This is a genomic window from Marivita sp., from assembly GCF_017643905.1.
Lineage (GTDB): Bacteria > Pseudomonadota > Alphaproteobacteria > Rhodobacterales > Rhodobacteraceae > Marivita.
The window spans coordinates 1-26,988 of sequence record NZ_JAEPMO010000052.1; the positions used below are offsets into that span (position 1 = coordinate 1).

At 62.0% G+C, this 26,988-nt stretch carries 26 protein-coding genes and 1 pseudogene; 13 read left to right on the forward strand and 14 right to left on the reverse strand.

The features are described 5' to 3' along the window. A pseudogene (locus JJ869_RS10030) lies at window positions 1-371 on the forward strand (RNA degradosome polyphosphate kinase); the annotation flags it as partial. A 51-nt stretch (window positions 372-422) separates the two neighbouring features. On the opposite strand, the gene JJ869_RS10035 reads toward JJ869_RS10030, so the two are convergent. Next, entirely contained in the window at window positions 423-1,340 is a 918-nt protein-coding gene (locus JJ869_RS10035) for a 2-dehydropantoate 2-reductase (protein ID WP_292266707.1), read from the reverse strand. A gap of 165 nt (window positions 1,341-1,505) precedes the next feature. Between JJ869_RS10035 and JJ869_RS10040 the strand changes: the two genes are divergently transcribed. Next, the gene (locus JJ869_RS10040) at window positions 1,506-3,053 is read left to right on the forward strand and encodes a Ppx/GppA family phosphatase (protein WP_292266708.1); all 1,548 of its coding nucleotides are present in this window, start codon (window positions 1,506-1,508) and stop codon (window positions 3,051-3,053) included. 71 nt (window positions 3,054-3,124) lie between these two features. On the opposite strand, the gene JJ869_RS10045 is transcribed toward JJ869_RS10040, so the two are convergent. Next, a complete protein-coding gene (locus tag JJ869_RS10045) occupies window positions 3,125-4,423 on the reverse strand; it encodes a DUF3422 domain-containing protein (protein WP_292266710.1) in 1,299 nt (432 codons plus the stop codon). A gap of 288 nt (window positions 4,424-4,711) precedes the next feature. Between JJ869_RS10045 and JJ869_RS10050 the strand changes: the two genes are divergently transcribed. Then, window positions 4,712-5,248 carry a flavodoxin domain-containing protein gene (locus JJ869_RS10050; protein ID WP_292266712.1) on the forward strand — a complete coding sequence of 179 codons (537 nt, stop codon included), beginning with the start codon at window positions 4,712-4,714 and terminating at the stop codon, window positions 5,246-5,248. Between the two features lie 52 nt (window positions 5,249-5,300). On the opposite strand, the gene JJ869_RS10055 is transcribed toward JJ869_RS10050, so the two are convergent. The 7 genes from JJ869_RS10055 to purD all read right to left on the reverse strand — a co-directional run bounded on the left by JJ869_RS10055 (window position 5,301) and on the right by purD (window position 12,256). Then, entirely contained in the window at window positions 5,301-6,797 is a 1,497-nt protein-coding gene (locus JJ869_RS10055; RefSeq protein ID WP_292266715.1) for an NAD(P)(+) transhydrogenase (Re/Si-specific) subunit beta, read from the reverse strand. A 13-nt stretch (window positions 6,798-6,810) separates the two neighbouring features. Further along, complete coding sequence (locus JJ869_RS10060) at window positions 6,811-8,382, reverse strand: Re/Si-specific NAD(P)(+) transhydrogenase subunit alpha (protein WP_292266718.1); 1,572 nt, start codon at window positions 8,380-8,382, stop codon at window positions 6,811-6,813. A gap of 137 nt (window positions 8,383-8,519) precedes the next feature. Next, the gene (locus JJ869_RS10065) at window positions 8,520-8,972 is read right to left on the reverse strand and encodes an isoprenylcysteine carboxylmethyltransferase family protein (RefSeq protein WP_292266720.1); all 453 of its coding nucleotides are present in this window, start codon (window positions 8,970-8,972) and stop codon (window positions 8,520-8,522) included. Between the two features lie 82 nt (window positions 8,973-9,054). Then, entirely contained in the window at window positions 9,055-9,252 is a 198-nt protein-coding gene (locus tag JJ869_RS10070; RefSeq protein WP_292266722.1) for a hypothetical protein, read from the reverse strand. A 143-nt stretch (window positions 9,253-9,395) separates the two neighbouring features. Then, complete coding sequence (locus JJ869_RS10075) at window positions 9,396-10,313, reverse strand: DMT family transporter (RefSeq protein ID WP_292266725.1); 918 nt, start codon at window positions 10,311-10,313, stop codon at window positions 9,396-9,398. An 86-nt stretch (window positions 10,314-10,399) separates the two neighbouring features. Beyond that, on the reverse strand, window positions 10,400-10,993 hold the full coding sequence (locus tag JJ869_RS10080; RefSeq protein ID WP_292266727.1) for a LysE/ArgO family amino acid transporter: 594 nt from the start codon (window positions 10,991-10,993) through the stop codon (window positions 10,400-10,402). Beyond that, window positions 10,994-12,256 (reverse strand): phosphoribosylamine--glycine ligase, encoded by a 1,263-nt coding sequence (purD, locus tag JJ869_RS10085; RefSeq protein ID WP_292266730.1) that lies wholly within the window; start codon window positions 12,254-12,256, stop codon window positions 10,994-10,996. Window positions 12,257-12,329: 73 nt separating this feature from the next. On the opposite strand from purD, the gene xseA reads away from it, so the two are divergent. From xseA to JJ869_RS10105, 4 genes are all read left to right on the forward strand, one after another. Next, window positions 12,330-13,880, forward strand: a complete 1,551-nt coding sequence (gene xseA, locus JJ869_RS10090; RefSeq protein WP_292266733.1) for an exodeoxyribonuclease VII large subunit — start codon at window positions 12,330-12,332, stop codon at window positions 13,878-13,880. 159 nt (window positions 13,881-14,039) lie between these two features. Beyond that, window positions 14,040-14,852 (forward strand): TIGR00282 family metallophosphoesterase, encoded by an 813-nt coding sequence (locus JJ869_RS10095; protein ID WP_292266736.1) that lies wholly within the window; start codon window positions 14,040-14,042, stop codon window positions 14,850-14,852. Beyond that, window positions 14,849-15,772, forward strand: a complete 924-nt coding sequence (locus JJ869_RS10100) for a DMT family transporter (RefSeq protein WP_292266739.1) — start codon at window positions 14,849-14,851, stop codon at window positions 15,770-15,772. Before JJ869_RS10095 ends, JJ869_RS10100 begins: the two co-directional genes overlap by 4 nt. A gap of 87 nt (window positions 15,773-15,859) precedes the next feature. Further along, window positions 15,860-17,575: an SLC13 family permease gene (locus JJ869_RS10105; RefSeq protein ID WP_292266764.1), complete on the forward strand. Its 1,716-nt coding sequence runs from the start codon at window positions 15,860-15,862 to the stop codon at window positions 17,573-17,575. 46 nt (window positions 17,576-17,621) lie between these two features. Here JJ869_RS10105 and JJ869_RS10110 read toward each other — a convergent pair whose 3' ends face one another. After that, complete coding sequence (locus JJ869_RS10110; RefSeq protein WP_292266742.1) at window positions 17,622-18,359, reverse strand: glutamine amidotransferase; 738 nt, start codon at window positions 18,357-18,359, stop codon at window positions 17,622-17,624. 122 nt (window positions 18,360-18,481) lie between these two features. Here JJ869_RS10110 and JJ869_RS10115 point away from each other — a divergent pair, with 122 nt between their 5' ends. Further along, window positions 18,482-19,222 carry a YebC/PmpR family DNA-binding transcriptional regulator gene (locus tag JJ869_RS10115; RefSeq protein WP_292266744.1) on the forward strand — a complete coding sequence of 247 codons (741 nt, stop codon included), beginning with the start codon at window positions 18,482-18,484 and terminating at the stop codon, window positions 19,220-19,222. Window positions 19,223-19,348: 126 nt separating this feature from the next. On the opposite strand, the gene JJ869_RS10120 is transcribed toward JJ869_RS10115, so the two are convergent. Both JJ869_RS10120 and JJ869_RS10125 read right to left on the reverse strand, forming a co-directional pair. Then, on the reverse strand, window positions 19,349-20,056 hold the full coding sequence (locus tag JJ869_RS10120) for a VCBS repeat-containing protein (RefSeq protein WP_292266746.1): 708 nt from the start codon (window positions 20,054-20,056) through the stop codon (window positions 19,349-19,351). A 2-nt stretch (window positions 20,057-20,058) separates the two neighbouring features. Then, complete coding sequence (locus JJ869_RS10125; protein WP_292266749.1) at window positions 20,059-20,382, reverse strand: 2Fe-2S iron-sulfur cluster-binding protein; 324 nt, start codon at window positions 20,380-20,382, stop codon at window positions 20,059-20,061. 158 nt (window positions 20,383-20,540) lie between these two features. Between JJ869_RS10125 and JJ869_RS10130 the strand changes: the two genes are divergently transcribed. Next, window positions 20,541-21,497, forward strand: coding sequence for a serine hydrolase domain-containing protein (locus JJ869_RS10130; protein WP_292266752.1), 957 nt, complete (start codon window positions 20,541-20,543; stop codon window positions 21,495-21,497). Here JJ869_RS10130 and JJ869_RS10135 read toward each other — a convergent pair. Further along, on the reverse strand, window positions 21,482-22,531 hold the full coding sequence (locus JJ869_RS10135; RefSeq protein WP_292266754.1) for a helix-turn-helix transcriptional regulator: 1,050 nt from the start codon (window positions 22,529-22,531) through the stop codon (window positions 21,482-21,484). The genes JJ869_RS10130 and JJ869_RS10135 overlap by 16 nt on opposite strands. A gap of 135 nt (window positions 22,532-22,666) precedes the next feature. On the opposite strand from JJ869_RS10135, the gene JJ869_RS10140 reads away from it, so the two are divergent. Then, window positions 22,667-23,701: an alpha/beta fold hydrolase gene (locus JJ869_RS10140; RefSeq protein WP_292266756.1), complete on the forward strand. Its 1,035-nt coding sequence runs from the start codon at window positions 22,667-22,669 to the stop codon at window positions 23,699-23,701. 85 nt (window positions 23,702-23,786) lie between these two features. Further along, window positions 23,787-25,298, forward strand: coding sequence for a winged helix-turn-helix domain-containing protein (locus JJ869_RS10145; protein WP_292266758.1), 1,512 nt, complete (start codon window positions 23,787-23,789; stop codon window positions 25,296-25,298). Here JJ869_RS10145 and JJ869_RS10150 read toward each other — a convergent pair. After that, window positions 25,295-25,495: a hypothetical protein gene (locus tag JJ869_RS10150; protein WP_292266759.1), complete on the reverse strand. Its 201-nt coding sequence runs from the start codon at window positions 25,493-25,495 to the stop codon at window positions 25,295-25,297. The two genes, JJ869_RS10145 and JJ869_RS10150, sit on opposite strands and share 4 nt — an antisense overlap. 153 nt (window positions 25,496-25,648) lie before the next feature. Here JJ869_RS10150 and JJ869_RS10155 point away from each other — a divergent pair, with 153 nt between their 5' ends. Continuing rightward, window positions 25,649-26,056: an OB-fold nucleic acid binding domain-containing protein gene (locus tag JJ869_RS10155; RefSeq protein WP_292266760.1), complete on the forward strand. Its 408-nt coding sequence runs from the start codon at window positions 25,649-25,651 to the stop codon at window positions 26,054-26,056. Window positions 26,057-26,098: 42 nt separating this feature from the next. Further along, complete coding sequence (locus JJ869_RS10160; protein ID WP_292266763.1) at window positions 26,099-26,614, forward strand: peptidoglycan-binding domain-containing protein; 516 nt, start codon at window positions 26,099-26,101, stop codon at window positions 26,612-26,614. The last annotated feature ends 374 nt before the right edge of the window (window positions 26,615-26,988 follow it).

The following is a 26,988-nucleotide window of genomic DNA, read 5'->3' on the forward strand; positions in this document are numbered from 1 at the left end:
GACGGTTCCTGGAACACTCGCGCATCATCTGCTTCGGCAATGGGTACGGGCTGCCGCACAAGAGGTCGCGCGTGTTCATGTCCTCTGCCGACTGGATGGGCCGCAACCTGACCCGCCGGGTGGAAACGCTGGTCGAGATCGAGAACGCCACCGTGAAGGCGCAGATCGTCAGCCAGATCATGGCCGCGAACCTTGCCGATGTGGCACAAAGCTGGATCATGCAGCCGGATGGCAAATTCGTTCGCGCGACCTGGGACGAAGGCGATTTCGCTTTCAACTGTCACCGCTTCTTCATGGAGAACCCGTCGCTTTCCGGTCGTGGATCAGCAGGCGCGTCCGACGTTCCCAAATTGACCCATACCGAGGAATAGGGCGATCAAGAGCTTTCGAAAGCTCTTGATCCCGCTTTTCGAAAAGCGGGGTCAGCGCCCGTGTTTGTGGGGCAAAAGGATTGCATAGAGCGCTGCATTGACGGGCGCGTCGATCCCGGCTTTGGCCGCCAGTCGCGTCGCCGCGCCAGACACCCATTCGATTTCCAAGGGCCGCCCATGTTCAAGGTCGATGGCAGTCGATGCCCGCCCCTGCGGGGGGAACACCATCAGATTGGACCAGATCTGCGCTTCCAGATCATCAGCCAGCGCCACACCCAAGGCCCGGCCCGTCTGCGCGGTTTCCGACATGGCACGCTTGAACAGAGCCTCCAGTTCGGGCGTGTTGCGTATGTCGCCAATGGTGCAGCGTCCGGCCGCCGTGACGCCGGACAGCGCTGAGAACAGTACGAATTTCGACCAGAGTTCCCGGTCGATATCGTCAGTTTCCGGTGCCGACGATCCTGCGTCGTTGATCGCCTTGCGCAAGGCGTCGATGCGCGCAGACGGCCGACTGTCGCGCTCGGCGAAGATAAATGAGTGAAACGCGCCGGTCTGGGTGATGACCCCCGGCGCGGAGATGGTGGTGGACACGCGTGCGACACCATTGGCGACGTTTCGCTCGGGGAGAAGCGCGCAAAGCCTGTCTGACGCCTCGACCCCGTTCAGGAACGGCACCACCACCGTGTCAGGCCCGATCATCGGCAGACAGGCGCGGGCCGCCTCTTCCAGGGCATCGCCCTTGACGCCGAAGATGATTGCATCGACGATCCCGACCTCTTCGGGTCGGTCGGTGGCGACCGCCGGATGCGCCACCTCGGATCCGTCCGCATGGTCCAGACGCAGCCCATGCGCTCGGATCGCCTCGAGATGCGCACCGCGCGCGATGGTGGCGACTTCGTGCCCGTCATTGGTCAGCTTGACGGCAAGAAATCCACCGATGCCGCCGGTGGCCATGGTTGCAATGCGCATGATCGCCGTTCCCTTGTCCTGTGTGATACGACCTTTAGTTTGACCGAAATATCGGCCGCCCGAAAGCGCGTTTCCCGACCCTGCGTCATGCAGACCGGCATCCAAGTTTTCTTGACCTTCCCGCTGCGCTTTGACACGGTGCGCACAACCTGATCGGGAGGCCACATGGACGGAAACGCCGACACCGAACACGATCCGATGGGCCTGTTCGGCCGTCCTTTGTTCAACGATCCCAAGGCACGCGCACTAAGCCGCGTGGGTGTAGTCGATATCGGGTCAAACTCGGTCCGGCTTGTCGTTTTTGACGGTGCAGCGCGGTCTCCGGCCTATTTCTACAACGAAAAGCTCATGTGCGCGCTTGGGGCGGGCATGTCCGACACCGGTCGACTGAACCCCGAAGGCCGCGCCCGTGCGCTTCTGGCGCTGAAGCGCTTCCAGGCACTGGCCGAAGGGATGAACCTGCCGCCCCTGACGGTCGTGGCGACCGCTGCCGTGCGCGAAGCCGAGGATGGTCCGGAGTTCCGTGAAGACGTGCTGCGCGAAACCGGGCTGCGGATCTGGGTGATCGGCGGCGAGGAAGAGGCACGGCTCTCGGCGCAAGGCGTGATGCTGGGCTGGCCGGGCAGTTACGGGCTGGTCTGCGACATTGGCGGGTCGTCGATGGAGCTGGCCGAAATCTCGGACGGGCGAGTCGGACGCCGCATCAGTTCGAATCTCGGCCCGCTGAAGCTGCGCGACCTCAAGGGCGGTCAAAAAGGGCGCGACGACCACATCAAGACGGTGATGGCCAAGCTGGCCGACCACATGGGCCAACAGCGCGATCGACTTTTTCTTGTCGGCGGATCGTGGCGCGCCATCGCGCGGATCGACATGTATCGGCGGGGCTACCCGCTGCATGTGCTGCACGAGTACCGGATGGACAAGAAAGCGGTGAACCAGACCGTGGCGTTCATCAAGGCCAGCGACATCGAAGAGCTGCGGCAGGCCTGCGGTGTGTCCAGCGCCCGGATGGAGCTTGTTCCCTACGCGGTCGATGTGCTCAAGCGGCTGGTTCAGACGTTCAAGCCGAAGGACATCGCGATCTCGAGCTATGGCATTCGCGAAGGGCTGCTTTACGAACAGATGCCGCAGGAATTGCGCGACCGTGACCCGCTGATCGAGGCGTGCCGCTTTGCCGAGGCAAAAGACGCGCGCCTGCCCGGGTTCGGCAAGAAGCTGTTCCGCTTCGTCATGCCGCTCTTCTCGAACGCAGACACCGCACGCGTGCGGCTGATCAAAGCCGCCTGCCTGCTGCATGACGTGAGCTGGCGGGCGCATCCGGATTACCGGGCCGAGACCTGTTTCGACAACGCCACCCGCGCCAACCTTGGCGGATTGAAACATTCGGAGCGTGTGTTTCTTGGGTTGGCGCTGCTGCATCGCTACAAGAACAAGCGCGAAGGCACCCGGTTCGAGGAACTGGAAGGGCTGCTGTCGCCAAAGGCCACGCTGGAGGCCGAAGTTCTGGGCAAGGCGCTGCGCTTTGGGTCGATGCTCTGGATGTCGGATGCAAGCGCTGACGGCACGGCGCTTGAATGGAAGCCGCGCAAGAAATTGCTGCGGCTCAAGCTGACCAAGGATTCAGTGCCGCTTTACGGCGAGGTCGCCGAGGCGCGGTTCCTGTCGCTGGCGGCCTCTTTGGAAGCTCAAACCGAAGTGATTGTGCAACGCTAGCGGACGCGTCGACGCTTCCGCGCGTTTCCGTCGACGGAAACGCGTGCCGGGCGTCACCCTAAGGGCACGACTCAGAGGTCGGGACCGCCCTGCTCTACTACGCGCCGGATGCGACGGATCGCGAGCCAGACCAGCACCACAACCGGGATCGTTGCAGCGGCTGTGACAGCGCCTTTGGAAATGCCGAGCATCTCGGCGACCGGGTAAAGAAGATACCCCGCCAGCGAGACCGCGTAATAGCTGATGGCCACCACCGACAGCCCTTCGACCGTCTTTTGCAGGCGCAGCTGCATGTCTGCACGCTGGTTCATGCTTTCGAGCAATTGCTGGTTCTGCGCCGACCGCGCCACCTCGACCCGTGTGCGCAGCAGGTCACCGGCCCGCACGGCCCGTGCGGCCATGGCCGACAGACGCTTTTCGGCGGATTTCACCGTGCGCATGGCCGGGTCATAGCGGCGGGTCATGAATTCGGCAAAGGTCTGGCGGCCCTGAAACCGTACCTCGCGCAGGACCGACACCCGCTGTTCGACAATCGCCTCATACGCCCCTGTCGCGCCGAACCGGAACGAGCTTTGCGCCGACAGGCTTTCGAGTTCGGCAGACACTGCCAGCAGCGATTTCAACCGGTCTTCCTCTTGCCCGTCGCCATGGGTCATGGCTTCCATCAGGCGGTTCAGTTCGTTGTCGATCTCGCCCATGCGCGGCCCCATTTCGCGCACGCGGGTGAAGCCCAGCATCGACATGGTCTTGTAGGTTTCGATCTCGCACAGGCGCTGCACGATCCGGCCCACACGGCGGCGACCGATGCCCTTGTTCACGAAACAGCCAAAGCGCAGGTGGCCCGCCGGGTCGATACGGAAATCGCCGGCGACGATGGCGTCGTCATCCAGAACGCGGCTGACGGCAAGGCTTTCGGGCACGAACCAATCGGAGAGGTGCTGCGAAATCGTGTCCTCGTCGGGGCGATCTTCGACGCGGATCAGCGCCGAGGTGATCCGGACACCAGGTGCCGAGGCCAGCCAGCTGTCGGGAAACACGTCCATATCCGCCGGATCAAAGGGCCGGTCGGTCAACCCATTGAGGAACACCGTGTAGGTCACGAATTCGGTGTGCTGTTCCCATTTCAGCGTGTGCTGGCCGATCTGACCGGAAAAATGCGTCGCCCCCGGCTGTGGATGCGCGGTGCCGTAGCGGTCAAGTAGCACCTTGAGGTGGTCCAGATCCAGCGTCTTGTCCCGCGCCGCCGCAGCCTTGGGCTTTTTGAGCGCAAGGTAAACCGCGCGACAGGGCGCTTCGAGGGACGGGAACGGGCGCGCATGCAGTTCGTTCGAGAGGGCATAGCGCAGGGGGTGGTCTTCGATAGGTGCCATGGGTCGGTCTTTCAGATTTGGCCAAGACTTAGGCCCGACATTTTGCCAAGTAAAGGAAATTTCCAGACATTTCAGTATTTTACCAGTATTCAACTGTATGCATTGCACCGTGCGCAGCAGTCCCGCGCAAGACGCCCAAGGAAAAGGCAGGCGCAAAATGGCCGACAGTTCAATGATCTCAAACGGTTTTTGCGGCAGGTCAACGCGGGGCAGTCGCCGATCCACTAGGCTTGGGGCGGTCACGCGGGACTGGCCTGCTGTGACACTTCGGCAGCACGGGGGTTCCTCATGAAACTATTCATTGGCTATGCCAGCACGGAAGGGCAGACGCGAAAGATCGCCCGACATCTGATGGATCGGCTGGTCGACCTGGGTCACAGCGTTGAACTGGCAGCGTTGGCTGAGGCCGGGCCAGTTGATCTGACGCGGTTCGATGCAGCCGTTCTGGGCGCATCAGTGCATATCGGGCATTACCAGTCGGTGCTGTCGGACTTTGCCGAGGCGCACGCGGACGCGCTGGCTGCGATGCCGACGCTGTTGCTGTCGGTGTCGCTTGCCGCGGCGGGGCATGACGCCGAGGATTGGCGCGGACTTGAGACCATCCTGTCGGATTTCACCCAGGCCACGGGTTGGACACCGGGTCAGGTGGTGCAGGTTGCGGGCGCATATGAACCGTCGAAATATGACGTGTTCCGACGCTTCGTCATGCGTCGGATCATTGCCGCGAAAGACCCGGAGGCGGATCTGGACTGGGACAAGGAATATACCGATTGGGATGATCTGAACGCGCAGATGGACACTTGGATCGCCAGTCACGCGGCATGAAAAAACCCCGCATCCTGCGATGCGGGGTTTGTTGTCTGGTCACTGACCCAGATCAGCTGATCTTGGTGAGCAGCGTGTCGAGGCTGGCTTTCGCGTCGCCGTAGAACATCCGCGTGTTGTCCTTGAAGAACAGCGGGTTCTCGATGCCCGAATAGCCGGTGCCCTGACCGCGCTTGGACACAAAGACCTGCTTGGCCTTCCAGCATTCCAGAACCGGCATGCCGGCGATGGGGCTGTTGGGATCGTCCTGAGCGGCGGGGTTCACGATGTCGTTCGAGCCGATGACGATGGCGACATCCGTATCCGGGAAGTCGTCGTTGATCTCGTCCATCTCGAGCACGATGTCGTAGGGCACCTTGGCTTCGGCCAGAAGCACGTTCATGTGGCCGGGCAGACGGCCTGCAACCGGGTGGATTGCAAAGCGCACGGTCTTGCCCTTGGCGCGCAGGCGACGGGTCAGTTCGGCCACGTTCTGCTGTGCCTGTGCCACCGCCATGCCGTAGCCCGGAATGATGATGACGCTGTCGGCCTCGTCGAGAGCCTGTGCGACACCATCGGCGTCGATGGCGATCTGTTCGCCTTCCACAGCCATCTGTTCACCTGCGGGGCCACCAAAGCCACCCAAGATCACGCTGATGAAGCTGCGGTTCATGGCCTTACACATGATGTAGGACAGGATCGCACCCGAGGAACCCACAAGCGCACCCACCACGATCAGCAGGTCGTTGCCGAGGCTGAAGCCAATCGCGGCAGCGGCCCAGCCGGAGTAGCTGTTGAGCATGGAGACCACGACCGGCATGTCGGCGCCGCCGATGCCCATGATCAGGTGATAGCCGATGAACAGTGCCAGCAGGGTCAGCAGAACGAGGGTCCAGCTGCCCGAACCGCCCAGATACATGATCGCCAGCAACACCGAGAGCGCCGCAGCACCGGCATTCAGAAGGTGACCACCCGGCAGCTTTTTCGCACCGCTGTCCACCTTGCCCGCCAGTTTGCCATAGGCAATGACCGAGCCGGTGAAGGTCACGGCACCGATCCAGATGCCCAGAACAAGCTCGACCTTGAGGATGTTGATCTCGACATTGGTCTTCTTGGCGATCAGCTTGCCGAAGGACGACAGGCCGTCATAGACCTCTTTCGGCAGGCCGATGGCGGTGTAGCCATCCGCAGACACCGCGCCCATGACAAGGTTGTTGGCCTCGTAGATCTCGCCGATGTTGTTGATCATGATGTCGGCGTTGAAGCCCACGAACACCGCCGCCAGACCGACAAGGCTGTGCATGATGGCCACAAGCTCGGGCATCTGGGTCATCTGAACGCGTGTGGCCAACTGATAGCCAACGCCCGCACCTAGTGCGATGAGCACCAGAGAGGCCACGAACAGCCCCTGCCCCGGCCCCATCAGCGTGGCGACCACGGCGATGGCCATACCGACAATGCCGTACCACACCGCGCGCTTGGCGCTTTCCTGACCGCTCAGACCGCCGAGGGACAGGATGAAGAGAACCGCTGCGACCGCATAGGCCGCGATGGTGAATCCGAATTCCATGCTACCTGCCCCCTTAGGATTTCTGGAACATGGCGAGCATGCGCCGTGTCACGAGGAAGCCGCCGAAAATGTTGATCGAGGCCATGAAGATACCCAGCGCCGCCAAGAGCGTGATGAGAAGCGAACTGGACCCGATCTGGATCAGCGCGCCAAGGATCACGATGGACGAGATCGCGTTGGTGACGGCCATCAGCGGCGTGTGCAGCGAATGCGCGACGTTCCAGATCACCTGGAAGCCGATAAAGACCGACAGGACGAACACGATGAAGTGCTGCATGAAGCTGGCCGGAGCGACCAGACCGACACCCAGAACCAAGGCGGCACCAATGGCGAGCAGAGTAACCTGCTGCTTGGTCTGCGCCTTGAAGGCGGCCACTTCTGCGGCGCGCTTTTCTTCGGGCGTGAGTTCCTTGGCCTTTTCCTTGGGCTTGGCGGCAATCGCCTGAACCTTGGGCGGGGGCGGCGGGAAGGTTACGGCCTTTTCATGCGCGATGGTGGCACCGCGGATCACGTCGTCTTCCATGTTGTGCACGACCTGACCGTCTTTTTCCGGTGTCAGGTCGGTCATCATGTGACGGATGTTGGTCGCATAAAGGTTGGATGCCTGCGTGGCCATGCGCGACGGGAAGTCGGTGTAGCCGATAATCGTCACACCGTTATCGGTGACGATCTTTTCGTCCATCACGGTCAGCTTGCAGTTGCCGCCCTTTTCAGCCGCAAGGTCCACAATAACCGAGCCCGGCTTCATCGCCGCGACCATGTCGGGGGTCCAAAGCTCGGGCGCTTCGCGGTTCGGGATCAGCGCGGTGGTGATCACGATGTCCATATCGGGTGCGAGTTCGCGGAACTTGGCAAGCTGGGCTGCGGCAAATTCCGGCGAGGACACAGAGGCATAGCCACCGGTTGCGGCGCCATCCTGCTGCTCTTCCTCGAAGTCGAGGAAAACGAATTCCGCACCCATGGATTCGACCTGTTCCGCCACTTCCGGGCGCACGTCGAAGGCGTAGGTGATCGCACCGAGCGAGGTCGATGTGCCGATGGCGGCAAGACCGGCCACACCGGCACCGACGACCAGAACTTTCGCCGGGGGTACCTTGCCTGCAGCGGTGATCTGACCGGTGAAGAAGCGGCCGAAATTGTTGCCCGCTTCGATCACGGCGCGGTAGCCCGCGATATTCGCCATCGAGGACAGTGCGTCCATCTTCTGTGCGCGGGAAATGCGCGGCACCATGTCCATCGCGATGACAGAGGTGCCCTGCTTGGCCGCCTGCTGCATCAGCTTTTCGTTCTGTGCCGGGTAGAAGAACGAGATCAGAAGCTGACCTTCGCGCGACTTTTTCAGTTCGGCATCGGTCGGCGGGCGCACCTTGGCGACCACATCGGCCTCTTTCCAAAGAGCTGCGGTGGTTTTGACAACCTCGACGCCCGCTTCTTTGTACGTATCGTCATTATAGCCCGCTGCGTCGCCTGCACCGCTTTCTATGATGCACTCATACCCCAGCTTCTGCAGCTGGCGGGCGGACTCCGGGGTCATGGCAACACGTGCCTCACCCTTCATCACTTCCTTTGGCGTCCCGATTTTCACCTGAGCCGTCCCCCTTATGGTTCGTTGCGAAGTGCCGTAGCGGCATGTTTTCCGAAGATGGGTCTACAATGCTGACCTAAAGCACACAATGCTGCCCAACCGCGAAACGCTCATCTAGAGCAGATGTGCCCTGTCGGCTAGAGCCAACGTCGCGTTTGTTTCTCATATCGTGCAAAATTCGCACGAAAATTTCGTCGCAGACGTTTCTCTTCGGCAAGAATGAAGTGTTTCTCGATCCACCAGACAAAAACCGGGATCAATGGGAGCGATAACACCGCGTCCCAGTACAGGATCATTCCTGTGAGGATCAGCGAATCAGCAAGGTAGATGGGGTTGCGCGAGCGTTTGAAGATGCCGCTTGTCACCAGCGCGGCAGGGTCGCGATGGGGAATGATCGTCGTGCGGTGGCGACGCATCTCGTAGGCGGCCAAGGCGATCAGAACGATACCGCCGCCAACCAGCAATCCACCCACAAGGTCAGCCCAGACCGGGCCGAAACTCAGACCAAAATCGAAATGAGTCTTCTGAATCCAAGCCACGACAAGCGCCGCAGCCAACCAGACCGGGGGAAGATCAATATAGTTTTTCATGCACCGGACATAGCAAAGCCCGGTCCGTTGCGCGAGATGGATCAGATGGACAAAAGGCCGCCCGGACGGGACGACCCGTCGGTCACATCTTCACGCAGCCCAGGATCTCGTTCTTGGGGATCCGCGCCACCATCACGCCGCCATCGACGCGCTTGACGTGGAAACCGTAGCCGCGCATGCGAAATTTCCATTCGGCATCCGACAGCGTTTTCTGACGTTCGGCCACAAGGAAGTGGCGCAGTTCGCCCAGATCCGGACTGGAGAAGTTTTCGGCAAACATGGATGTGTTCCTCGTACGTTACCTACCCCATTTGTCGCCGTTGATTGTGACCAATTTTGGAACCAAACCCGGTTTTTTGCGGAATACGAAACAATGCCATGCGGGACCTTGGACAGGGTGACGCAGAGCGCCGCTAGGTCAGCCTACACCTTTGTTTCATTGACCACGGGCGTGCGGTGCGACTTGCGCAACCGGGCTTCACGCCAGGTGATAAAGATCACCGATGCCATGATTATGCCACCTCCGAGGATCACCCAAGGGTCCGCCGGTTCATCGAAAAAGAGCGCGCCCAAAAGCACCGACCACACCAATTGAAGGAACGTGACGGGCTGCGTGACGGTGACCGGAGCCGCCGCAAAGGCCAATGTCATGGTATAGTGACCTGCTGTAGCGAAACAGGCGATGGCCGCCAGCACTCCGAGGTCGGCAAGGCTGGGTGTGACCCAGACCGCGATGGCGAAGGGGGCAAGTCCGATCGTCACAGTGATCGACAAAAGTGCGACCACGAGGCTGGCGGGCAATTCGCCTGACACGATCTTGGCGATCAGGTAACTGCCTGCGAACAGCAATGCCGTGCCCAGCATCGCGATATGGCCGGGGTCAAGTTCCCGGAAACCAGGACGCAGGATGATCAGCGACCCGATTAGGGCGGCGATGACAGCCAGCACCCTCCGCAGGGCCATCTTTTCGCCCAGCAGAAACACCGCGAGGATCGAAACATAGACCGGGTTGAGGTAGTTCATCGCCGTGACCTCGGCGATGGGGATGCGGGTCATGGCGTAGAACCACAGGATCACGCCCAGAGAGTGTACAATCCCGCGAATGCCGAAGAGCTTTTTCTGACGTGGCGTCAATTTGATCGCAATCAACTCGCGCCAGACCGGGATCAGGAAGACCAGACCGATCACGTAGCGCAGAAAGGCCGACTCGGCCGCCGGGATGCGCCCCCCCAAGGTCTTGACCAGCGCGGTCACTGCAACAAAGCAAATACCGGTCATGACCATCCAGAAGATGCCAAGGACGGGATTTCCGACGCTGTTGGGTGGTGTCGTCGCAGTCATGGCGATACTGGAGCGGAAGGCGGGTCAATGTGCAAGAGGCTGTTCTGTAATGGACGGCCCGCTTCAGCTGCCTTGACCGTCATTGTCTACATCAACAACAGTTTCGCCGCGATCGCCCACATCACGATGCCGATGATCACGTCCAGCACTTGCCATGCGCGCGGTTTGGCAAAGAGAGGTGCCAAGAGACGCGCGCCGTAGCCAAGCGAAAAGAAGAAGACGAAGCTGGCGGTCATTGCCCCCAGTGCGAAGTTCAACCGGTCCTCGTATTGCGCCGCCACAGCGCCCAGCAGCACCACCGTGTCGAGATAGACATGCGGGTTGAGCCATGTCAGCGCAAGGCAGGTGAGCAGGGCTTTGCGCAGCGATCCGGCTGCTTGGCCTGCCTGCATCGCCTGCCCGCCGCACCACGCGCTTTGGAAGGTGCGGGCACCGTACCAGATCAGGAACGCCGCGCCCAAGAGCCGCATCGCCAGTTCCAGTCCGGGGATCGCCTGCGTCAACGCACCGAACCCGGCCACCCCAGAGGCGATCAGGATTGCATCGGACAGCGCACAGGTCAGGCAGACGGCAAAGACATGCGATTTCAGCAAGCCTTGCCTCAGGACAAAGGCGTTCTGCGCACCGATGGCAAGGATCAGGGACAGGCCAAGCGCAAACCCGGCCAACGCTGTCGCCATTTAAAGCGCCCGCCAGCCGATGTCGCGGCGGCAGAAGCCCTCGGGCCAGTTCACCTGATCGACCATGGCATAGGCGCGGTCCCGCGCCTCCTGCAGCGTGGCGCCCCGTGCAGTGGCGTTCAGCACCCGCCCGCCGGTTGCGGTGATCTTGCCGTCCTGTTCGGTGGTGCCCGCGTGGAACATCATCTGAAAGCTGTCTTCGGGCAGGCCATCGAGACCACCGATGACGCTGCCTTTCTCATAGCTGCCCGGGTAACCGTTCGCTGCGAGAACCACGGTCATGGCATGATCGTCGGCCCAGTTCACGCGTGCTTCGGCCAAGCGCCCCTCGGCACAAGCATGCATCAGGTCCATCGCCTGCGTGCCAAGCCGCATCATCAGCACCTGACATTCCGGATCGCCGAAGCGGACGTTGTATTCCACCAGACGCGGCTGGCCGTTCTCGATCATCAGCCCGGCATAGAGCACCCCCTGATAGGGTGCGCCGCGTTTGGCCATCTCGGCCATGGTCGGCTTGATGATCTGATCCAGCGCCGTCTGCGCGATGGCGTCGGTCAGAACCGGGGCCGGGGAATAGGCCCCCATGCCGCCGGTGTTGAGACCGGTATCGCCCTCACCCACACGCTTGTGGTCCTGCGCGGTGCCAATGGGCAGCACGTCGGTGCCGTCACAGAGAACGAAGAACGACGCTTCCTCGCCCTGCATGAATTCCTCGATCACCACCTCGGCCCCGGCCCCGCCAAAGGCCCCGCCGAACATATCGTCGATGGCGGCTTCGGCCTCGGCCACCGTTTCGGCGATGATGACACCCTTGCCAGCGGCCAGACCATCCGCCTTCACCACGATGGGTGCGCCTTGGGTGCGGACATAGGCTTTGGCCGCCTCGGCATCGGTGAAGTGCCCGTAGGCGGCTGTCGGCGCGTTGGCCGCATCGCAGATTTCCTTGGTGAAGCTCTTGGAAGCCTCCAACCGCGCCGCTTCGGCAGACGGGCCGAAGACCAACAGGCCGGCATCGCGCAACCGGTCCGCGACTCCTGCGGCTAAAGGCGCTTCGGGCCCGACGATCACGAAGTCGATGCTGTTTTCCTCGGCAAAGGTGACAACCGCGCCGCCGTCTTCGATGTCCAGAGCCGCACATTCGGCGATCATTGCGATCCCGGCATTTCCCGGCGCCACGATCAGCCGGTCGCATTTCGGATTCTGCATCACCGCCCATGCCAGCGCATGTTCGCGCCCGCCACTTCCAAGGATGAGAATGTTCATGGCGCACGCTCCGTCTTCACCTTCGGTTGCGCGCGTTCTAGGGTCGGGACGAGTGAAGCGCAAGCGAGGCCACATGTCCGATCTGATCGACGATCCGCGTCCGGGGCAGAACATGCCCGAATACACCGTGTCCGAGGTGTCGGGTGCGGTGAAAAAGACGTTGGAGGACCAGTTCGGCCGTATTCGCGTGCGCGGCGAGGTGGGGCGCGTGTTCACGGCACGGTCGGGGCATCTTTACTATGACGTCAAGGATGACCGGTCCGTGCTGGCCTGCACCACGTGGAAAGGTCAGATCTCGCAGCTTTCCGTGATCCCCGAAGAAGGGCTGGAGGTTGTCGTTACCGGCCGCATGACGGCCTTTGGCGGGCAGTCCAAGTACAACCTCAACGTTGATGAGGTGACCGTCGCGGGCGAAGGCGCGCTGATGGCGATGCTGGAAAAGCGCAAGAAAGCGCTGGCGGCAGAAGGGTTGTTCGATTCGGCGCGCAAGAAGGAACTGCCCTACCTGCCCGACATCATTGGCGTCATCACCTCGCCCTCGGGTGCGGTGATCCGGGACATCCTGCACCGGTTGCGGGACCGCTTTCCGCGCAAGGTGCTGGTCTGGCCGGTGGCTGTCCAAGGTGCCGCATGCGCGCCGGAGGTCGCCCGCGCGATTGCGGGTTTCAATGCGCTGACACCCGGCGGGGCGCTCCCCCGGCCCGACTTGCTGATCGTCGCGCGGGGGGGTGGCAGCATTGAAGACCTCTGGGGCTTCAATGAAGAGATCGTCGCACGGGCGGCGGCGGCGTCGGAGATTCCGCTCATTTCGGCGGTGGGCCACGAAACCGACACGACTCTGATCGACTATGTGTCCGACCAGCGGGCACCGACCCCCACGGCGGCTGCGGAAATCGCGGTGCCGGTGCGGCTCGAACTGCTGGGATGGGTCGGCGACCAACAGGCGCGCATGACCCGCGCGGTGTCGCAGCGGATGCAGACCCGCGACCAGCGCCTGCGCGATCTGGCCCGCGCCCTTCCCCGGTCCGATGCGCTCTTGTCCGGCCCAACACAGCGGCTTGACCTAATGGCGGACCGGTTGCCGCGCGCCCTCACCCGCTCAGTGGACCTGCGCCGCGGGCGGCTTATTGAGGCGTCCGCGTCCCTGCGCCCCTCGCTTCTGTCTCGTGCGCTGGCTGAACAGAGGCGGCGGTTCGACCAAAGCGCCACGAGGCTCGCCCCCGGTCTGGCACGTGTGGTCGAGACCAAGCGCGAGGCACTGGCGCGACGCGCTGACAGACTGACGCTGAAGCCCATCGAGCGGGATCTGGCGGTCAAACGCGACCGATTGGAGGCGCTGACCCGACGGCTGTCGAGCGCCGGGCAGGCACAGGTGAAGGATTGGCGGTCGCGGCTGACGGCGCTCGACCGATTGCGCGAAACCTTGGGGTATAAGGAGACCTTGAAGCGCGGCTATGCGGTCGTGCGGGGCGACGGGGCTGTGGTGACGACGCAGAAAGCCGCGCAAGCCGCAACCGCGCTGGAGATTGAATTTGCCGATGGACGTATGACGGTTGGCGCGGCAGGCACGAAACCTGCGGCGCGGTCCAAGCCGAAATCGCCGGAACAGGGCTCGCTCTTCTGACAAGCGCTTGGAAGCGATTTCGAAATCGCTTCCAAGCGGCGTCGACGCCGCTTCAAAGCCCATTCGAATGGGCTTTTCCCACCGCGTTTCGAAACGCGGTGCCCCCCGCCCCCGGTTTGCCTCTTTGCTTTCCCGGAGCACCGCTCTAATCCTCTGTCTATGAGAACACTCTTTCTTGGCGACATTATGGGCCGCGCGGGCCGCACCGCGATCACCGAGCGGCTGCCCCAGCTGAAAACGCGGCTCAAGGTCGATTTCTGCGTCGTGAACGGCGAAAATGCCTCCAGCGGCGTGGGGCTGTCGGGTCCACACGCAGATGCGTTGCTGAAAGCCGGGGTCGACTGCCTGACGCTGGGCGATCACGCCTTCGATCAGAAGGACATGCTGTCCTATATCGAGAACGAACCCCGCATCCTGCGGCCGCTGAACTTTGCCAAACAGGCCCCCGGTCGCGGCCACCGCCTGTTCACCGATGCACGCGGACGCAAGATCCTTGTGCTGCAGGTGCTGGGACAGGTGTTCATGAAACGCGCCTTCGATGATCCGTTCTCGGCTGTGGACGCAGTGCTGCGGGCGCACCCGCTGGGTGGTCAGGCACAGATGATCCTTGTGGACATGCATTGCGAGGCAACCTCGGAAAAGATGGGCATGGGCCATTACTGCGATGGCCGCGCGAGCCTTGTGGTCGGCACCCACACCCATGTGCCCACGGGCGATGCGCAAATTCTACCGGGAGGCACCGGATACCTGACCGATGCAGGTATGTGCGGCGACTACAATTCGGTGATCGGGATGGAAAAGACCGAACCGATGCGCCGCTTCGTGACCGGCATGGCCAAGGGCCGCTTCCAGCCGGCCTTGGGCGAGGCGACGCTGTCGGGTGTGTTGGTGGAAACCGACGACCGCACCGGCAAGGCCACCGCGATCCACATGATCCGTGATGGCGGACGGCTTCAGGCCAGCAATCCATGACACGCGCCCTGCCGCTGATCGTTCTTATCCTCGCGGGCGCGGCCTGGGGGGCGACACAGCCGCTGGCAAAGACAGCCGTCAGCGAAGGCTATCGCCATTTTGGCATCCTGTTCTGGCAGATGGGCATCGGCGCGGCTGTGCTGGGCCTTGTCTGTGTGCTGCGCGGCACCTCCATGCGCTTCACCCGGCGGGATATGACGCTCTACACGGCGCTTGCGTTGATCGGGTCCGTCCTGCCCGGCATTTCGTCCTATTCCGCAGCGATCCATTTGCCGTCAGGCGTGCTTTCGATCCTGCTCAGTTCGATTCCGATGATCGCCTTTCCCATCGCGCTCGCCTTCGGGTTGGAGCGGTTCCGCTGGCGCAGGCTGGCCGGGCTGAGCCTTGGCTTCACCGGCATCTGCCTGCTGATCCTGCCCGACGCCAGCCTGCCCGCCTCGGTTCCCGTGATCTGGGTCTTCGTTGCGCTGATCTCGTCGTTTTTCTACGCGCTGGAAAGCAGCGTGGTCGCCCGATGGGGACTTGGGGGGCTTGATCCGGTGCAGACGCTGTGCGGGGCCTCGCTGGTCGGCGCGGTTATCACCCTGCCGTTTGCCGTTTTGACAGGGCAATTCATCGACCCGCGCGCACCATGGGGTGCACCGGATCTGGCCATCGTCGCCTCGTCACTTCTGCACGCTGCGGCCTATGTCGCCTATGTCTGGCTTGTCGGACGCGCGGGCGCGGTGTTCACGGTGCAGATCAGCTATTTCGTGACGCTCTTCGGTGTGACATGGGCGATGCTGTTCCTGAACGAAAGCTACTCGCCCTATTTCTGGGCAGCCCTGGCGGTGATGCTGGGCGGGCTGGCGCTGGTTCAGCCGCGCCCCAAAGCGGTGCTTGTTCCGCCAATGGAACCCGATCACACTGGGACCGCTTGACATGAAGGACGCGCAACCGTGCTCACCGCACTGATCGACCTCGACCAGACCACACAGGCTCTGCTGGCGCTTGGCACCGTGGCGGTCATGTTTGCGCTCTTCGTGCGCGAAAGCTACCCGACCGAGGTGGTGGCCATCGGCGGTGTGGCCTTCCTGCTGGCGACCGGCGTGCTACCCTATGCGGACGCACTGGATGTGCTGTCGAACCCCGCGCCCTGGACCATTGCGGCGATGTTCCTCGTCATGGGGGCCTTGGTGCGCACAGGGGCGCTCAACGCCTTCACCAATGCGGCGCAATCGGCGGTGCAGAAAAGCCCGAAACGCGCGATGGCGGGGATCATCGGCGTGGTGATCGTGGCCTCGGCCTTCATGAACAACACCCCCGTGGTGGTGGTCATGCTGCCGCTCTTTGTGCAACTGGCCAAAACCTTGGGGCTGGCCCCGTCGAAACTGCTGATCCCGCTGAGCTATGCCGCGATTCTTGGCGGCACGCTCACCCTTATCGGCACCTCCACCAACCTGTTGGTCGATGGTGTCGCCCGCGCGCAGGGGCTGGACCCCTTCACCATCTTCGAGGTCACGCCCCTTGCGGTGGTGCTGATCGCCTGGGGCATGTTCTATCTCTGGGCCTTTGGCCGCTACCTTCTGCCCGAACGCACCAGTATGGCGGCAATGCTGTCGGACCGGTCGAAGATGAAGTTCTTCACCGAGGCGGTGATTCCGCCGGACAGCAACCTGATCGGCCGCGAAGTGCAGGGCGTGCAGCTGTTCAAACGCGACGGGGTGCGCCTGATCGACGTGATCCGGGGCGACGCCTCGCTGCGGCGCAATCTGGAGGGCGTGACGCTACAGGTGGGCGACCGCGTGGTCCTGCGCACGCAGATGACCGAGTTGCTGAGCCTGCAGCGGAACAAGGAACTGCGCCGGGTAGATCAGGTCTCGGCGGTGGAGACCACAACGGTCGAGGTGCTGATTACCCCGGTCTGCAAGATGGTGGGACGGCGTCTGGGCGCGATGCGCCTGCGGCGGCGCTACGGCGTCTATCCGCTGGCAGTGCATCGGCGGAACCAGAATATCGGGCGACAGTTGGATGATCTGGTGGTGCGCGTCGGCGACACTCTGCTGCTCGAAGGCGCGCCCGAGGACATCCAGCGTATGGCGGATGAACTCAACCTCGTGGATGTGGCCAAACCCTCGGCCCGCGCCTACCGGCGCAGCCATGCCCCCATCGCCATCGCGGCCCTTGCCGGTCTTGTGCTGCTGGCGGCGTTCGGCGTGGCCCCGATCCTTGCACTGGCGATCATCGCTGTTGCCGTCGTGCTGCTGACAAAATGTGTGGATTCGGACGAGGCGTTTTCCTTTGTCGAAGGCCAACTGCTCGCGCTGATCTTCGCCATGCTGGCCATTGGTGCCGCGTTGGAGGCTTCGGGTGCGGTCACGCTGATCGTCGAGGGCCTTGCCCCTTACATGATGAACCTGCCACCCTGGGCCATCGTCTGGGCGATCTATCTGCTCACCAGCCTGCTCACGGAATTGATCAGCAACAACGCGGTGGCCGTGGTTGTGACACCCATCGCCATCGGGCTGGCGCAGGCGTTGGGGATCGACCCCCGCCCACTGGTGGTGGCGGTCATGGTGGCCGCGTCCTGCGCCTTTGCGACGCCGATAGGATACCAGACCAACACGCTGGTCTACGGGCCGGGCGGGTACGCGTTTTCGGACTTCCTCAAAGTGGGCGTGCCGCTGAACCTGAGCGTGGGCATCCTGGCCTCGGCCCTCATTCCGCTGATCTGGCCACTCTAGGGCGTCCGATGCGTCGACGCATCGGGCGTTTCCGTCGACGGAAACGTTACCCGCGGTAGCGCGCCACGAACCGGCGCAGGATCTCGACCGGCACCGTCACATCGCTTGAATGACACATGGCAATCAGGTCATCTGCGGTCTCGGGCGCGAAATAACCCTTGTGTCGGTAAATCCGGATCCGCTCTTCGAACACACCCGCATCCGCCTCGGGGTGGAACTGCGTGGCATAGACGTTCTGCCCATAGCGGATCATCTGGTAGGGGCATGGGTCGGATGCCAGAAGATGAACGCACCCCTCGGGCAAGTCCTGCACCGCCTCCTTGTGACCGACGAAGGCATCAAACGCGCCGGGCAGCCCTGCGACCAGCGGGTCCACCGTGCCCTCGACCGTCACGCGGCAGGTCACCGGCCCCACGGGCTCGCCATAGCGGCGCTTCGACACCTCAGCCCCCAGATGATGCCCCAGAATACCGATGCCGTAACAGCACCCCATGAACGGCACATCGCGCGCCGTGATCTCGGGCATGAGCGACAGGATCTCTGCCTCGATCCGCGCCTCGACCGGGTCTTTGGTGGCCGGATCATCCGACACGCAGCCCGGCCCGCCGCCCACGATCACCCCGGCATAGTCCGACAGGTCCAGCCCCTCGGGCAGCGGCTCGCGGTCCAGACAGACGCGATGCACCTGCGCCTCCGTCAGGCCTCCTTTTTTCAGAAAAGCGGCGTATTCGCCATCGCTCGCCTCGGCCTCGGGACGCAATTGCAAAATGAGAAACGGTTTCATGCCCTCCTCATACCCAACCCGACCCAGTGCGCAAATCCCGAAAACGCAACTTGTTCCCGCACCGCCTTCTGCGCTAAAGACCCGCAAACTTCTGGACATCCGACAATCAAGGACAGGACACCATGGCCGGCCATTCCAAATGGGCAAACATCCAGCACCGCAAAGGTCGTCAGGACGCGGTGCGCGCCAAGCTTTTCTCCAAGTTCTCCAAGGAAATCACCGTCGCTGCCAAGATGGGCGACCCGGACCCCGACAAGAACCCGCGCCTGCGTCTGGCGATCAAGGAAGCCAAGTCGCAATCGATGCCCAAGGACAACATCGAACGGGCCATCAAGAAGGCGACCGGCGGCGATGGCGAAGATTACGAGGAAATCCGTTATGAGGGCTATGGCCCGAACGGCGTCGCGGTGATCGTCGAGGCGATGACCGACAACCGCAACCGCACCGCATCGAACGTGCGCTCCACCTTTACCAAGAACGGCGGCAATCTGGGCGAAACCGGCTCTGTCGGCTTCATGTTCGACCGCAAGGGTGAAATCACCTATCCCGCCAGCGTCGGCGATGCGGACACGGTTATGATGGCCGCGATCGAAGCAGGTGCCGAGGACGTGGAAAGCAGCGCGGATGGTCACATCATCTGGTGCGCCGACACAGATCTGAACGAGGTCGCCACGGCACTTGAGGCGGAACTGGGCGAATCCGACTCGACCAAGCTGGTGTGGAAGCCGACCACCACAACCGAGCTGGATCTCGACGCGATGCAATCGCTGATGAAACTGGTGGATGCGCTGGAAGACGATGACGACGTGCAGCGCGTCACCACCAATTTCGAAGCTTCGGACGAGGTCATGTCCCAGCTATGACACAGGCACCAAGGGCGGTCGACCGCCCTTGGCGGCGTTTTCGAAAACGCGTGAAGCCAATTCGAATTGGTTTGAAAACCGCGTTTCGAAACGCGGTGCCAAAGCGCCTTCGAAGGCGCTTACTGCTCAACAGCCAAAGGCGCGCTCCAAAGCCACGGGCGAATACGCGCCCAACACCTGCTGCGTCAACGCGCCGTCCGCAAGGCGCACCGCAACCACGTTGGCCCAGCCGGCATCCGCGAGCACCATCTCAGGCCCCTGCCCGCAATTGCGCAAGCCACCCGCGATGTAATCCCAGCCGATCCGATGATTGGTCAGACCTTCTACCGAGGCCACCTGGGTCAAGTCTCCATCCGCCCTGTACCGCCAGACGCGCAGCACCTTGGCCAGATGCGGTCGGTCGACATACGCCAGTTCCACCCGCCCGTCACCGTCCAGATCGGCCACCGCCACCGGGGCCAGCCAGCGGAACCGGGTCCCGATATGCGGTGTTGCCGAGATCTGCGCAAGCGCGCCATCCCGCATACCCCAGATGGCCAGCCGCGCGCCTTGGGTCTCGTGGCTTTCGACCACAACCACCTCGGGAGCGCCGTCGCCATCCACGTCAACAACACGGGGTGAAAGGTCTTCGAACACGATGTGCTGCGCCCAGCGCGCGGATATTTCGCGCCCGTCACTTAGCCGCACCACCAATGTGTCATATTCGATATCGTCGCCCAGCACACCGTGCGGGTAACGTGTGGTCGGCCCATCATACCGCGCCGACACGATCTCTTGCGCCATGGCGGGTGACGCCAGTCCCATCACCAACGCCACGACACCGGCCAAACGCATGATCAGATCTGCTTTTCCGGCATCTGAACGATCAACCCGTCCAGCGCATCGGTCACCTTGAGCTGGCACGTCAGACGCGACCGCTCGGGGTTCGGCTCATAGGCAAAGTCGAGCATGTCCTCTTCCATGTCTTCCTTCGGCGGCAGTTTGCCCACCCAATCGGGATGCACATAGACGTGACAGGTCGAACAGGCGCAGGCACCGCCACAATCCGCCTCGATGCCCGGAATACCATTGTCGCGTGCGCCTTCCATCACGGTCAGACCGTTGGCCACGTCCACGACATGCTCTGTGCCGCCATGCTCAATATAGGTGATTTTTGCCATTACAGCGCTCTCCGTCTCAGAAATCGTCACATACCTAGTCCGGCTGGATCAAACCCGCCAGCCCCATTCGACCTCAAATCCCTGTCAGGACTTTACGCGCGGCGCGCGTCATGGCTTTCTGACCCTATTGGAGCCGTTTGGAGGAAAAGGCCACGCAGATGCAGATCATGCAGATGACACGGCGCGGGATCACGGCTTGCGCGATCCTGCTGGCGCTTTCAGGACCGGCCCTGGCGCAGGACGCACCCGTCGTACGCCATCTTGAACGTACCGGTGACAGAAGGACAGACGCCCAAAACGCCGCGCCCGACACGGCCTTCGCCATCGCCTCGGTTGGCAAGACGATGACCGCTGTTGCGGTGCTGCGGCGTGTGGCACGGGGGGATCTGCGGCTTGACGATCCTGCGGTCGACCGGGTTGCGCCTGACATCGCCAAGGGGCTGGGCGGGCTGGACAAGATCACCCTGCGCCACCTGCTGACGATGACCTCTGGTCTGCCGGACTATTACACCGACGACTACCTTGAGGATGCGCTGGACGATCCCAACCTGCAAACCCCGGCAACCGCACTTGGCTATGCATTCGGGGACTCCGCGCTTTTCGATCCCGGTGGTGGGTTCGATTACTCCAACACGAATTTCGTTCTGCTGGGCCTGATCCTGGAAGCAGAAACCGGCCTGACCTACGCCCAAGCCCTGCAGCGCGAGGTGTTTGGCCCTGCTGGCATGACCGACAGCTTTGTCTTCGGCAGTCGCCCCCTGCCGGACAGCTTTGCCGATGCCCCAGGCGAGGTGCGCGCCTATTACCAAGCTGCCGGCTTTGGCGATGGCGGCGTGATTTCGACCGCGCGGGACGTGGCGCGCTTCTATCGCGCGCTGTTCATTGACCAAACGCTGTTGCCGCCCGACCTGCTTGGCATGATGACGCAAGACCCGATGGGGGAAGGCTACGGCATGGGCGTCGAAGTCGATGGCGATGTGGTCGGGCATTCCGGCGGCGATCTGGGCTTTTCCTCGGACGTGCGCCTGCACCGCCCGTCGGGCACCCTCGCGGTGATGCTGGTCGCCGAAGAAGACGCCGACACCGGCTGGACCGACGATCAGATCCCCGACTGACCCCGCTTTGCCACATCGCGATAGGCGGCAGGTGTCATGTCAAACCGGCGCTGGAATTCGCGGTAGAAATTCGACCGGGTGAGAAACCCTGACTGATCCATCACCTCGAGCACACTGCTCTGCCCTTCGGCCAGCAGCTTGGCAGCATGGTCCAGCCGGAAATCATTGACATATTGCGACACGTTCATGCCTTTGACCTGATTGATCGCCAAGGACAGCGCGCGGGACGGAACCTGCAGACGTTTGGCCAAGCGATCCACCGTCAACTCTGTGTCGAGATAGAGCTGTGTGTCCAGAAGCAGAGCCCGTGTCCGGGCCTCCAGCGCATCCGCATCAGGCTCTGGCTTCGTGCGCACAACCGTGACCTGCGAGGTGAATCGCCCCCCTCCTTTGGACACGGTCACGATCACCACGATCAAGCCCATTGCCATCACCACAGCCCCGGCCGAGATCAGCGACATCGCATCACCCGTGCGCTGTGCCGCGAAACTGAGGGCGATGGCCGTATCCGCCAGTGCAAACACCACAAGAAGCGCAACCGCGCCCAGCATCCAGCGGCGCAGCGCCGACGCGCTTTCGATCCGCGCATGGGGCAATCCGTTTGACCCGCGTCCCCAAAGACGCAGAAGCAGACCGGCATAGACCAAGTAACTGAGTGCCACGATCACATCGAGGTCAAGCAGGTCCGCAAAGGCAATTGGCGCGACGGCGACAATCAGAACGGCGATCCCGAGGTGGATCAGCGCCAAGCGCGGGACGCGGCCGGATCCGACGGCGAAACAGGCAAACCCCAGATACACCAGTGGCCCGGCAAACAGCGGCAGCGCACGTTGCAGCGGGATGAACTGGTCAACCCCGTATCCGAACCGCAGCCCCACCATCAGTGCCCCTACCGCAAGCACCAGAAAGAAGCTGGCGAAGAATCGGTTGGCCCAGACCTGTCCCAGATCCGCGCGCCAAATCAGGCCGCTGGCCACCGAAGACAGCAGAAATGTCAGGATCGGTAATGGGAACGTGGCCAGATCACCCTGCATGGCTGTCCTATATCACGTCGGTACTGTCCTGCATCATGATCAAGGACAGCGGACAGGGGTGCAAGCTGTTGTTTGAATTACCGCTTTGGCCAATCTCAGGGGCATCACCCCTTGCGTCACGAAAGGCCCCGAACCATGACACAGAATATACGTTTCGCCGCTTTGATGTCCGCCCTGCTGGCATCCACGGCATTTTCCGCAGAACCCGCCACCACCGGCATGACCCCGCTTGAGATAAGGGACACAGATGGCACCCGGCACCTTGACGGGTTTGTCTGGTATCCGGCGGCGGCAGACGCACCCACCGAGCCCGCGCATGGCAACGCCGTTTGGGAACCTATTCGCGTGGCGCCCTATGCCGCCCCGTCCGAAGGCACCTATCCGCTTGTCGTGCTGTCTCACGGCATGTTCGGCAACGCCCGCAATCAGGCGTGGCTGGCGGAACGGTTGGTGGCCGAGGGCTATATCGTGGCCGCCATTGACCATCCCGGCACCTCGACCTTTCAACGTGACCCGGATCACCAGCGCGCGCTTTGGGAGCGGCCAAAAGACATCTCGCGCACCATCGATCACCTGACCGGCGCGCATGCCATGGCGGGTCTGATCGACCCGGACCGCATCTATATGGCGGGCCATTCGCTGGGTGGGTTCACTGCGGTGGCACTGGCCGGGGGTCGGTTCGACGCTGCCACATTCGATGCGTTCTGCACCGCCATGCCTGACGATCTGGTCTGTGGCATCTTCGATCGCTGGGACGTGGCCAAGTCGCCCGAAGACCGACGTGCCATCGCTCAGGATCTGTCTGATGACCGGATCAAGGCGTTTGCGGTCTTTGATCTGGGTGGCACACAGACCTTTTCGACCGACAGCCTTGGGGCCATTGAGACACCGATGCTGGTCTTTGGCGCGCCCGTCACCAATTCCGGGTTGGATTTGGATGTGGAATCCCGTGCATTGGTGGCCGCACTGCCCGCTGACCTGACCACCTATATCGAACCTGCCGGTCTGGCACATTTCGACTTTCTGGGGGTCTGCACCGAAAACGGTCTGGCGATCCTGAAAGAGGAAGAACCGGACGACGCCTTTGTCTGCGAAGAAGGCCGTGAGGCCCGAAGAGCAGAGCATGCCCAGATCGCGAGCGACGTCGCAGCGTTCTTTGACAGCCATTAAGACCCCGCGCCAATTGGAAAGTGCAAACCCGTTGGCGCAACCTGCGTTCTGCGGTTAGGGTCTTGAAAACAAAACCGGACCGCAGATGACCGCTTTGCAGATCAACGACACCACCCGCAGTGTCACGCTAAACGGTGAGCCGATCACGCTGGGGGCACGGGCGTTTGATGTGTTGGCCTTTCTGTCGAGCAACCCGGAGCGCGTCATCACCAAGGAAGAATTGCTCAATCATGTCTGGGCCGGTGTGCTGGTCGAGGAAAGCAACCTCACCGTCCAGATCGCGGGGTTGCGCAAGGCTCTTGGGAAACAGGCCATAAAAACGGTTCCCGGTGTTGGCTACAAGTTCACGCTGGGCGGGGACAGCGACTCTGCGCAAATGCCGCAAACGACGCAAAGCGTTCCTGATATCCCATCGCTGGCCGTTCTGCCCTTTGCCAACCTGACAGGAGACGACGCCAACGGCTATCTCGTGGATGGGATCGTGAATGAAATCACATCTGCTCTTGCCCGTGTCTCGGGGTTCTTTGTGGTGTCAACCACGTCCACCTTTACGTATCGCGGCAAGGCTGTCGATTTGGCACAGATCGGACAAGAGCTTGGCGTTGAATATGTGCTTGAGGGCAGCATTCAGAAGGCGGGCAATCGTCTGCGTATCTTCACACAACTGGTCGAGGCCACGTCCGCCCGGTTGATCTGGCAAGAGCGGTTCGAAGGCACAACAGACGATATCTTTGATCTGCAGGACACGGTTGCGGAACAGGTGGCAGGCGCAATTGAGCCCAAGTTGATCTGGGCCGAAGCCGCACGCGCCAAATCAAAGCCCACCGAGAACCTGCAAGCCTATGATCTGTGTATGCAAGCTGCGCCCTTAGTAATGCGGCAGAACACCTTGTCCGATCTTCAAACCGGCATGGCCCTTCTGGAGCAAGCGCTTGTGCTTGACCCAGGATTCACACGTGCCAAGGGGCTTTATTGCTTTGCGCATACGGGGTCCTTTGCAACGCGCTGGTGGTCTTTTGAACAAGCGGAAGCCGCGCTGCCTGTCGCGAGGGACGTTCTGAACAGCGGCGCGGATGATCCTTTCGCATTGGCTGCTGCCGGGCATTACATTGCGTATATCGGTCAGGACCCTGAAACAGGTCTCATCGCGGTCAAACAAGCCAATTCAATGAACCCGAACTCGGCGACCATCTCATTGTTCTTGGGCTGGGTGCACAATTATCTGGGCCAGGACGAAGACGCGATCGCCCATCTGACACGGGCCATTCGGATCAGCCCCTTGCACCCAAATATCGGGGTGACAACCGCAGGGATCGCGAACGCCTATTTTCAGAAACAGGACCTTGAGACAGCCGCGCGATACTACGAAGAAGCTCTCTTGCAATATCCCGAATTTGCAACGATCCAACTTGGCCTGATGGGCTGTGCCTGGAAAATGGGTGACTTTGAAAAGTCGCAGAAGATGGCATCGTGGTTCCGCCAAAAGGTGCCGGACATGAGTGTTGCCACATTTATCCGTACACGGCCCCATCATAGCGCGTTCTATCGTGAAACCGTTGTCGCCGCCCTGCGCGCCAACGGCTTTCCCGAGGATTAACGCATCAGCTTGTCAACTGCCCGGCGGTGCGCTTCGGCACGATGCTGGGCCGCGACGATCTGATCGGGGGACGTGCTGGGGCGCGTGGTGATTGCTGTCGCGCGGGCCGCGATGAATTTTACCAGACGGTCAAATACGCCCTGAACGTCGACTGCGGTGGTGGTGCGTGCGGTCTTGCGTGTGTCGAAATAAGCCATGGTGCCCTCATCGGTCTGTGTTGCTGTCTGTCCTGACACTCCCACATGGGCGTGCGTTCCGTCCTTAAGGCCGGATTAAGCGTTCCGAAGCGATCCGAAATCTGCGGAAATTGCGGGCTTGCACGCTTTGGCAAATGTTCTATTTTTGTTCCCATGCGTGTCGTCACCCCCCGCCCTGCCCAAACCGACTGGCCGCGCCCGCCATCCTGCCTGCGGGCCGACCAGTTGCGCCTGCCGCCCGACAATGCGCGCATCACGGTGGCGGGGCTGGTGATCCTGCGGCAGCGGCCCGGCACCGCCAAGGGCGTGATCTTCCTCACGCTGGAAGACGAGACCGGAACGGTGAACATCATCGTCTGGCGCAAGCTTTACGAACGCTACCGCCGCGCGGTGATCGCCGGGCGCATGCTGCGCGTCACCGGACGGCTGCAAAGCGAAGGCGATGTGATCCATGTGATCGCCGAGGTGATCGAGGACATCTCGCCCCTGCTGGACCAGCTTCTGGCCCCCGCCCCCGAGGCAGAGCCAGAGGCGCTTTCGCCAGACCCACAAACAGGCTAGACTGCGCGCAAGAAGAAACAGGCAAACAGGCGCACATTCTCAGTGACCCTCCTCCCGTCAGCGATCCGGGCTCTCTGGGCCGTGGCTTTGGCCGCGGTTGCCGCCTGTACGGGACCGCTCGACTACGGGGAAGATGGCACCGAGGTGCCGGTGCCCGATTTCGCCTCGGCCCAGATCCCCGCGCCGCCGGGCGTCAACCCGGACGGATGCTGGGTGCGCGACGTGGCCCCTGCCGAATTGGAAACCGTCACGAGGCAGGTCGAAGTCGCGCCCAAACGGTTCCGCACCGAAACCGTGCAGGTGATCAAACGGGAACGGCAAGAACTGATTTTCGAAGTCCCCTGCCCGGACGCTTTGACACCCGACCTGATCTCGACCCTGCAACGGGCGCTGGACGCGCGCGGGCTGTACCGGGGGCCGGTCACCGGGGTGATGGATGTCCCGACCCGTCTGGCGGTGCGCCGCTACCAGAACGCCAACGGGTTGCCCAGCGGCCTGCTGTCCATCCAGTCCGCCCGTGGCCTTGGCCTTCTGGCAACGCCCCGCGATCAGTTGTGAGGACGGATTTTTCTCAAAATCTTTTCAAAGAGGGTTGAATGAAAAGTGGACAACCAACTCAGGCCCCAAAAGGTTGGGGAGACGACCCCCTATCGGAGTATATCGAGGTATATCGAAACAATCAGCTGGCGACTTTTGCTAACAAGCGACGACAGGTTGATGACCTAATCAAAGTTGATAGCCTCTTCCTGAAGTTACTTGATGGGGCAAGCAACCCAACACCATTTATTCCAATTATACCCGGAGTCACTGAAGACCCGAGATTTGAAGGGTTGACGTGCAAGCAGGTCGCGATTCAGGTTACGGCATGATCCGTCCCGGTTTTCTTACCTCTTCAGAGCGGCGTGAGCTTGTTGCGTGCGTGCGCAGCCATC

Excerpts from the sequence above, each read along its gene's own strand:
- JJ869_RS10035 (WP_292266707.1), bottom strand. The coding sequence starts at position 1,340 with ATGCGCATTGCAACCATGGCCACCGGCGGCATCGGTGGATTTCTTGCC.
- JJ869_RS10040 (WP_292266708.1), top strand. The coding sequence starts at position 1,506 with ATGGACGGAAACGCCGACACCGAACACGATCCGATGGGCCTGTTCGGC.
- JJ869_RS10045 (WP_292266710.1), bottom strand. The coding sequence starts at position 4,423 with ATGGCACCTATCGAAGACCACCCCCTGCGCTATGCCCTCTCGAACGAA.
- JJ869_RS10050 (WP_292266712.1), top strand. The coding sequence starts at position 4,712 with ATGAAACTATTCATTGGCTATGCCAGCACGGAAGGGCAGACGCGAAAG.
- JJ869_RS10055 (WP_292266715.1), bottom strand. The coding sequence starts at position 6,797 with ATGGAATTCGGATTCACCATCGCGGCCTATGCGGTCGCAGCGGTTCTC.
- JJ869_RS10065 (WP_292266720.1), bottom strand. The coding sequence starts at position 8,972 with ATGAAAAACTATATTGATCTTCCCCCGGTCTGGTTGGCTGCGGCGCTT.
- JJ869_RS10070 (WP_292266722.1), bottom strand. The coding sequence starts at position 9,252 with ATGTTTGCCGAAAACTTCTCCAGTCCGGATCTGGGCGAACTGCGCCAC.
- JJ869_RS10075 (WP_292266725.1), bottom strand. The coding sequence starts at position 10,313 with ATGACTGCGACGACACCACCCAACAGCGTCGGAAATCCCGTCCTTGGC.
- JJ869_RS10080 (WP_292266727.1), bottom strand. The coding sequence starts at position 10,993 with ATGGCGACAGCGTTGGCCGGGTTTGCGCTTGGCCTGTCCCTGATCCTT.
- purD (WP_292266730.1), bottom strand. The coding sequence starts at position 12,256 with ATGAACATTCTCATCCTTGGAAGTGGCGGGCGCGAACATGCGCTGGCA.
- xseA (WP_292266733.1), top strand. The coding sequence starts at position 12,330 with ATGTCCGATCTGATCGACGATCCGCGTCCGGGGCAGAACATGCCCGAA.
- JJ869_RS10095 (WP_292266736.1), top strand. The coding sequence starts at position 14,040 with ATGAGAACACTCTTTCTTGGCGACATTATGGGCCGCGCGGGCCGCACC.
- JJ869_RS10100 (WP_292266739.1), top strand. The coding sequence starts at position 14,849 with ATGACACGCGCCCTGCCGCTGATCGTTCTTATCCTCGCGGGCGCGGCC.
- JJ869_RS10105 (WP_292266764.1), top strand. The coding sequence starts at position 15,860 with ATGTTTGCGCTCTTCGTGCGCGAAAGCTACCCGACCGAGGTGGTGGCC.
- JJ869_RS10110 (WP_292266742.1), bottom strand. The coding sequence starts at position 18,359 with ATGAAACCGTTTCTCATTTTGCAATTGCGTCCCGAGGCCGAGGCGAGC.
- JJ869_RS10115 (WP_292266744.1), top strand. The coding sequence starts at position 18,482 with ATGGCCGGCCATTCCAAATGGGCAAACATCCAGCACCGCAAAGGTCGT.
- JJ869_RS10120 (WP_292266746.1), bottom strand. The coding sequence starts at position 20,056 with ATGCGTTTGGCCGGTGTCGTGGCGTTGGTGATGGGACTGGCGTCACCC.
- JJ869_RS10125 (WP_292266749.1), bottom strand. The coding sequence starts at position 20,382 with ATGGCAAAAATCACCTATATTGAGCATGGCGGCACAGAGCATGTCGTG.
- JJ869_RS10130 (WP_292266752.1), top strand. The coding sequence starts at position 20,541 with ATGCAGATCATGCAGATGACACGGCGCGGGATCACGGCTTGCGCGATC.
- JJ869_RS10135 (WP_292266754.1), bottom strand. The coding sequence starts at position 22,531 with ATGCAGGGTGATCTGGCCACGTTCCCATTACCGATCCTGACATTTCTG.
- JJ869_RS10140 (WP_292266756.1), top strand. The coding sequence starts at position 22,667 with ATGACACAGAATATACGTTTCGCCGCTTTGATGTCCGCCCTGCTGGCA.
- JJ869_RS10145 (WP_292266758.1), top strand. The coding sequence starts at position 23,787 with ATGACCGCTTTGCAGATCAACGACACCACCCGCAGTGTCACGCTAAAC.
- JJ869_RS10150 (WP_292266759.1), bottom strand. The coding sequence starts at position 25,495 with ATGGCTTATTTCGACACACGCAAGACCGCACGCACCACCACCGCAGTC.
- JJ869_RS10155 (WP_292266760.1), top strand. The coding sequence starts at position 25,649 with ATGCGTGTCGTCACCCCCCGCCCTGCCCAAACCGACTGGCCGCGCCCG.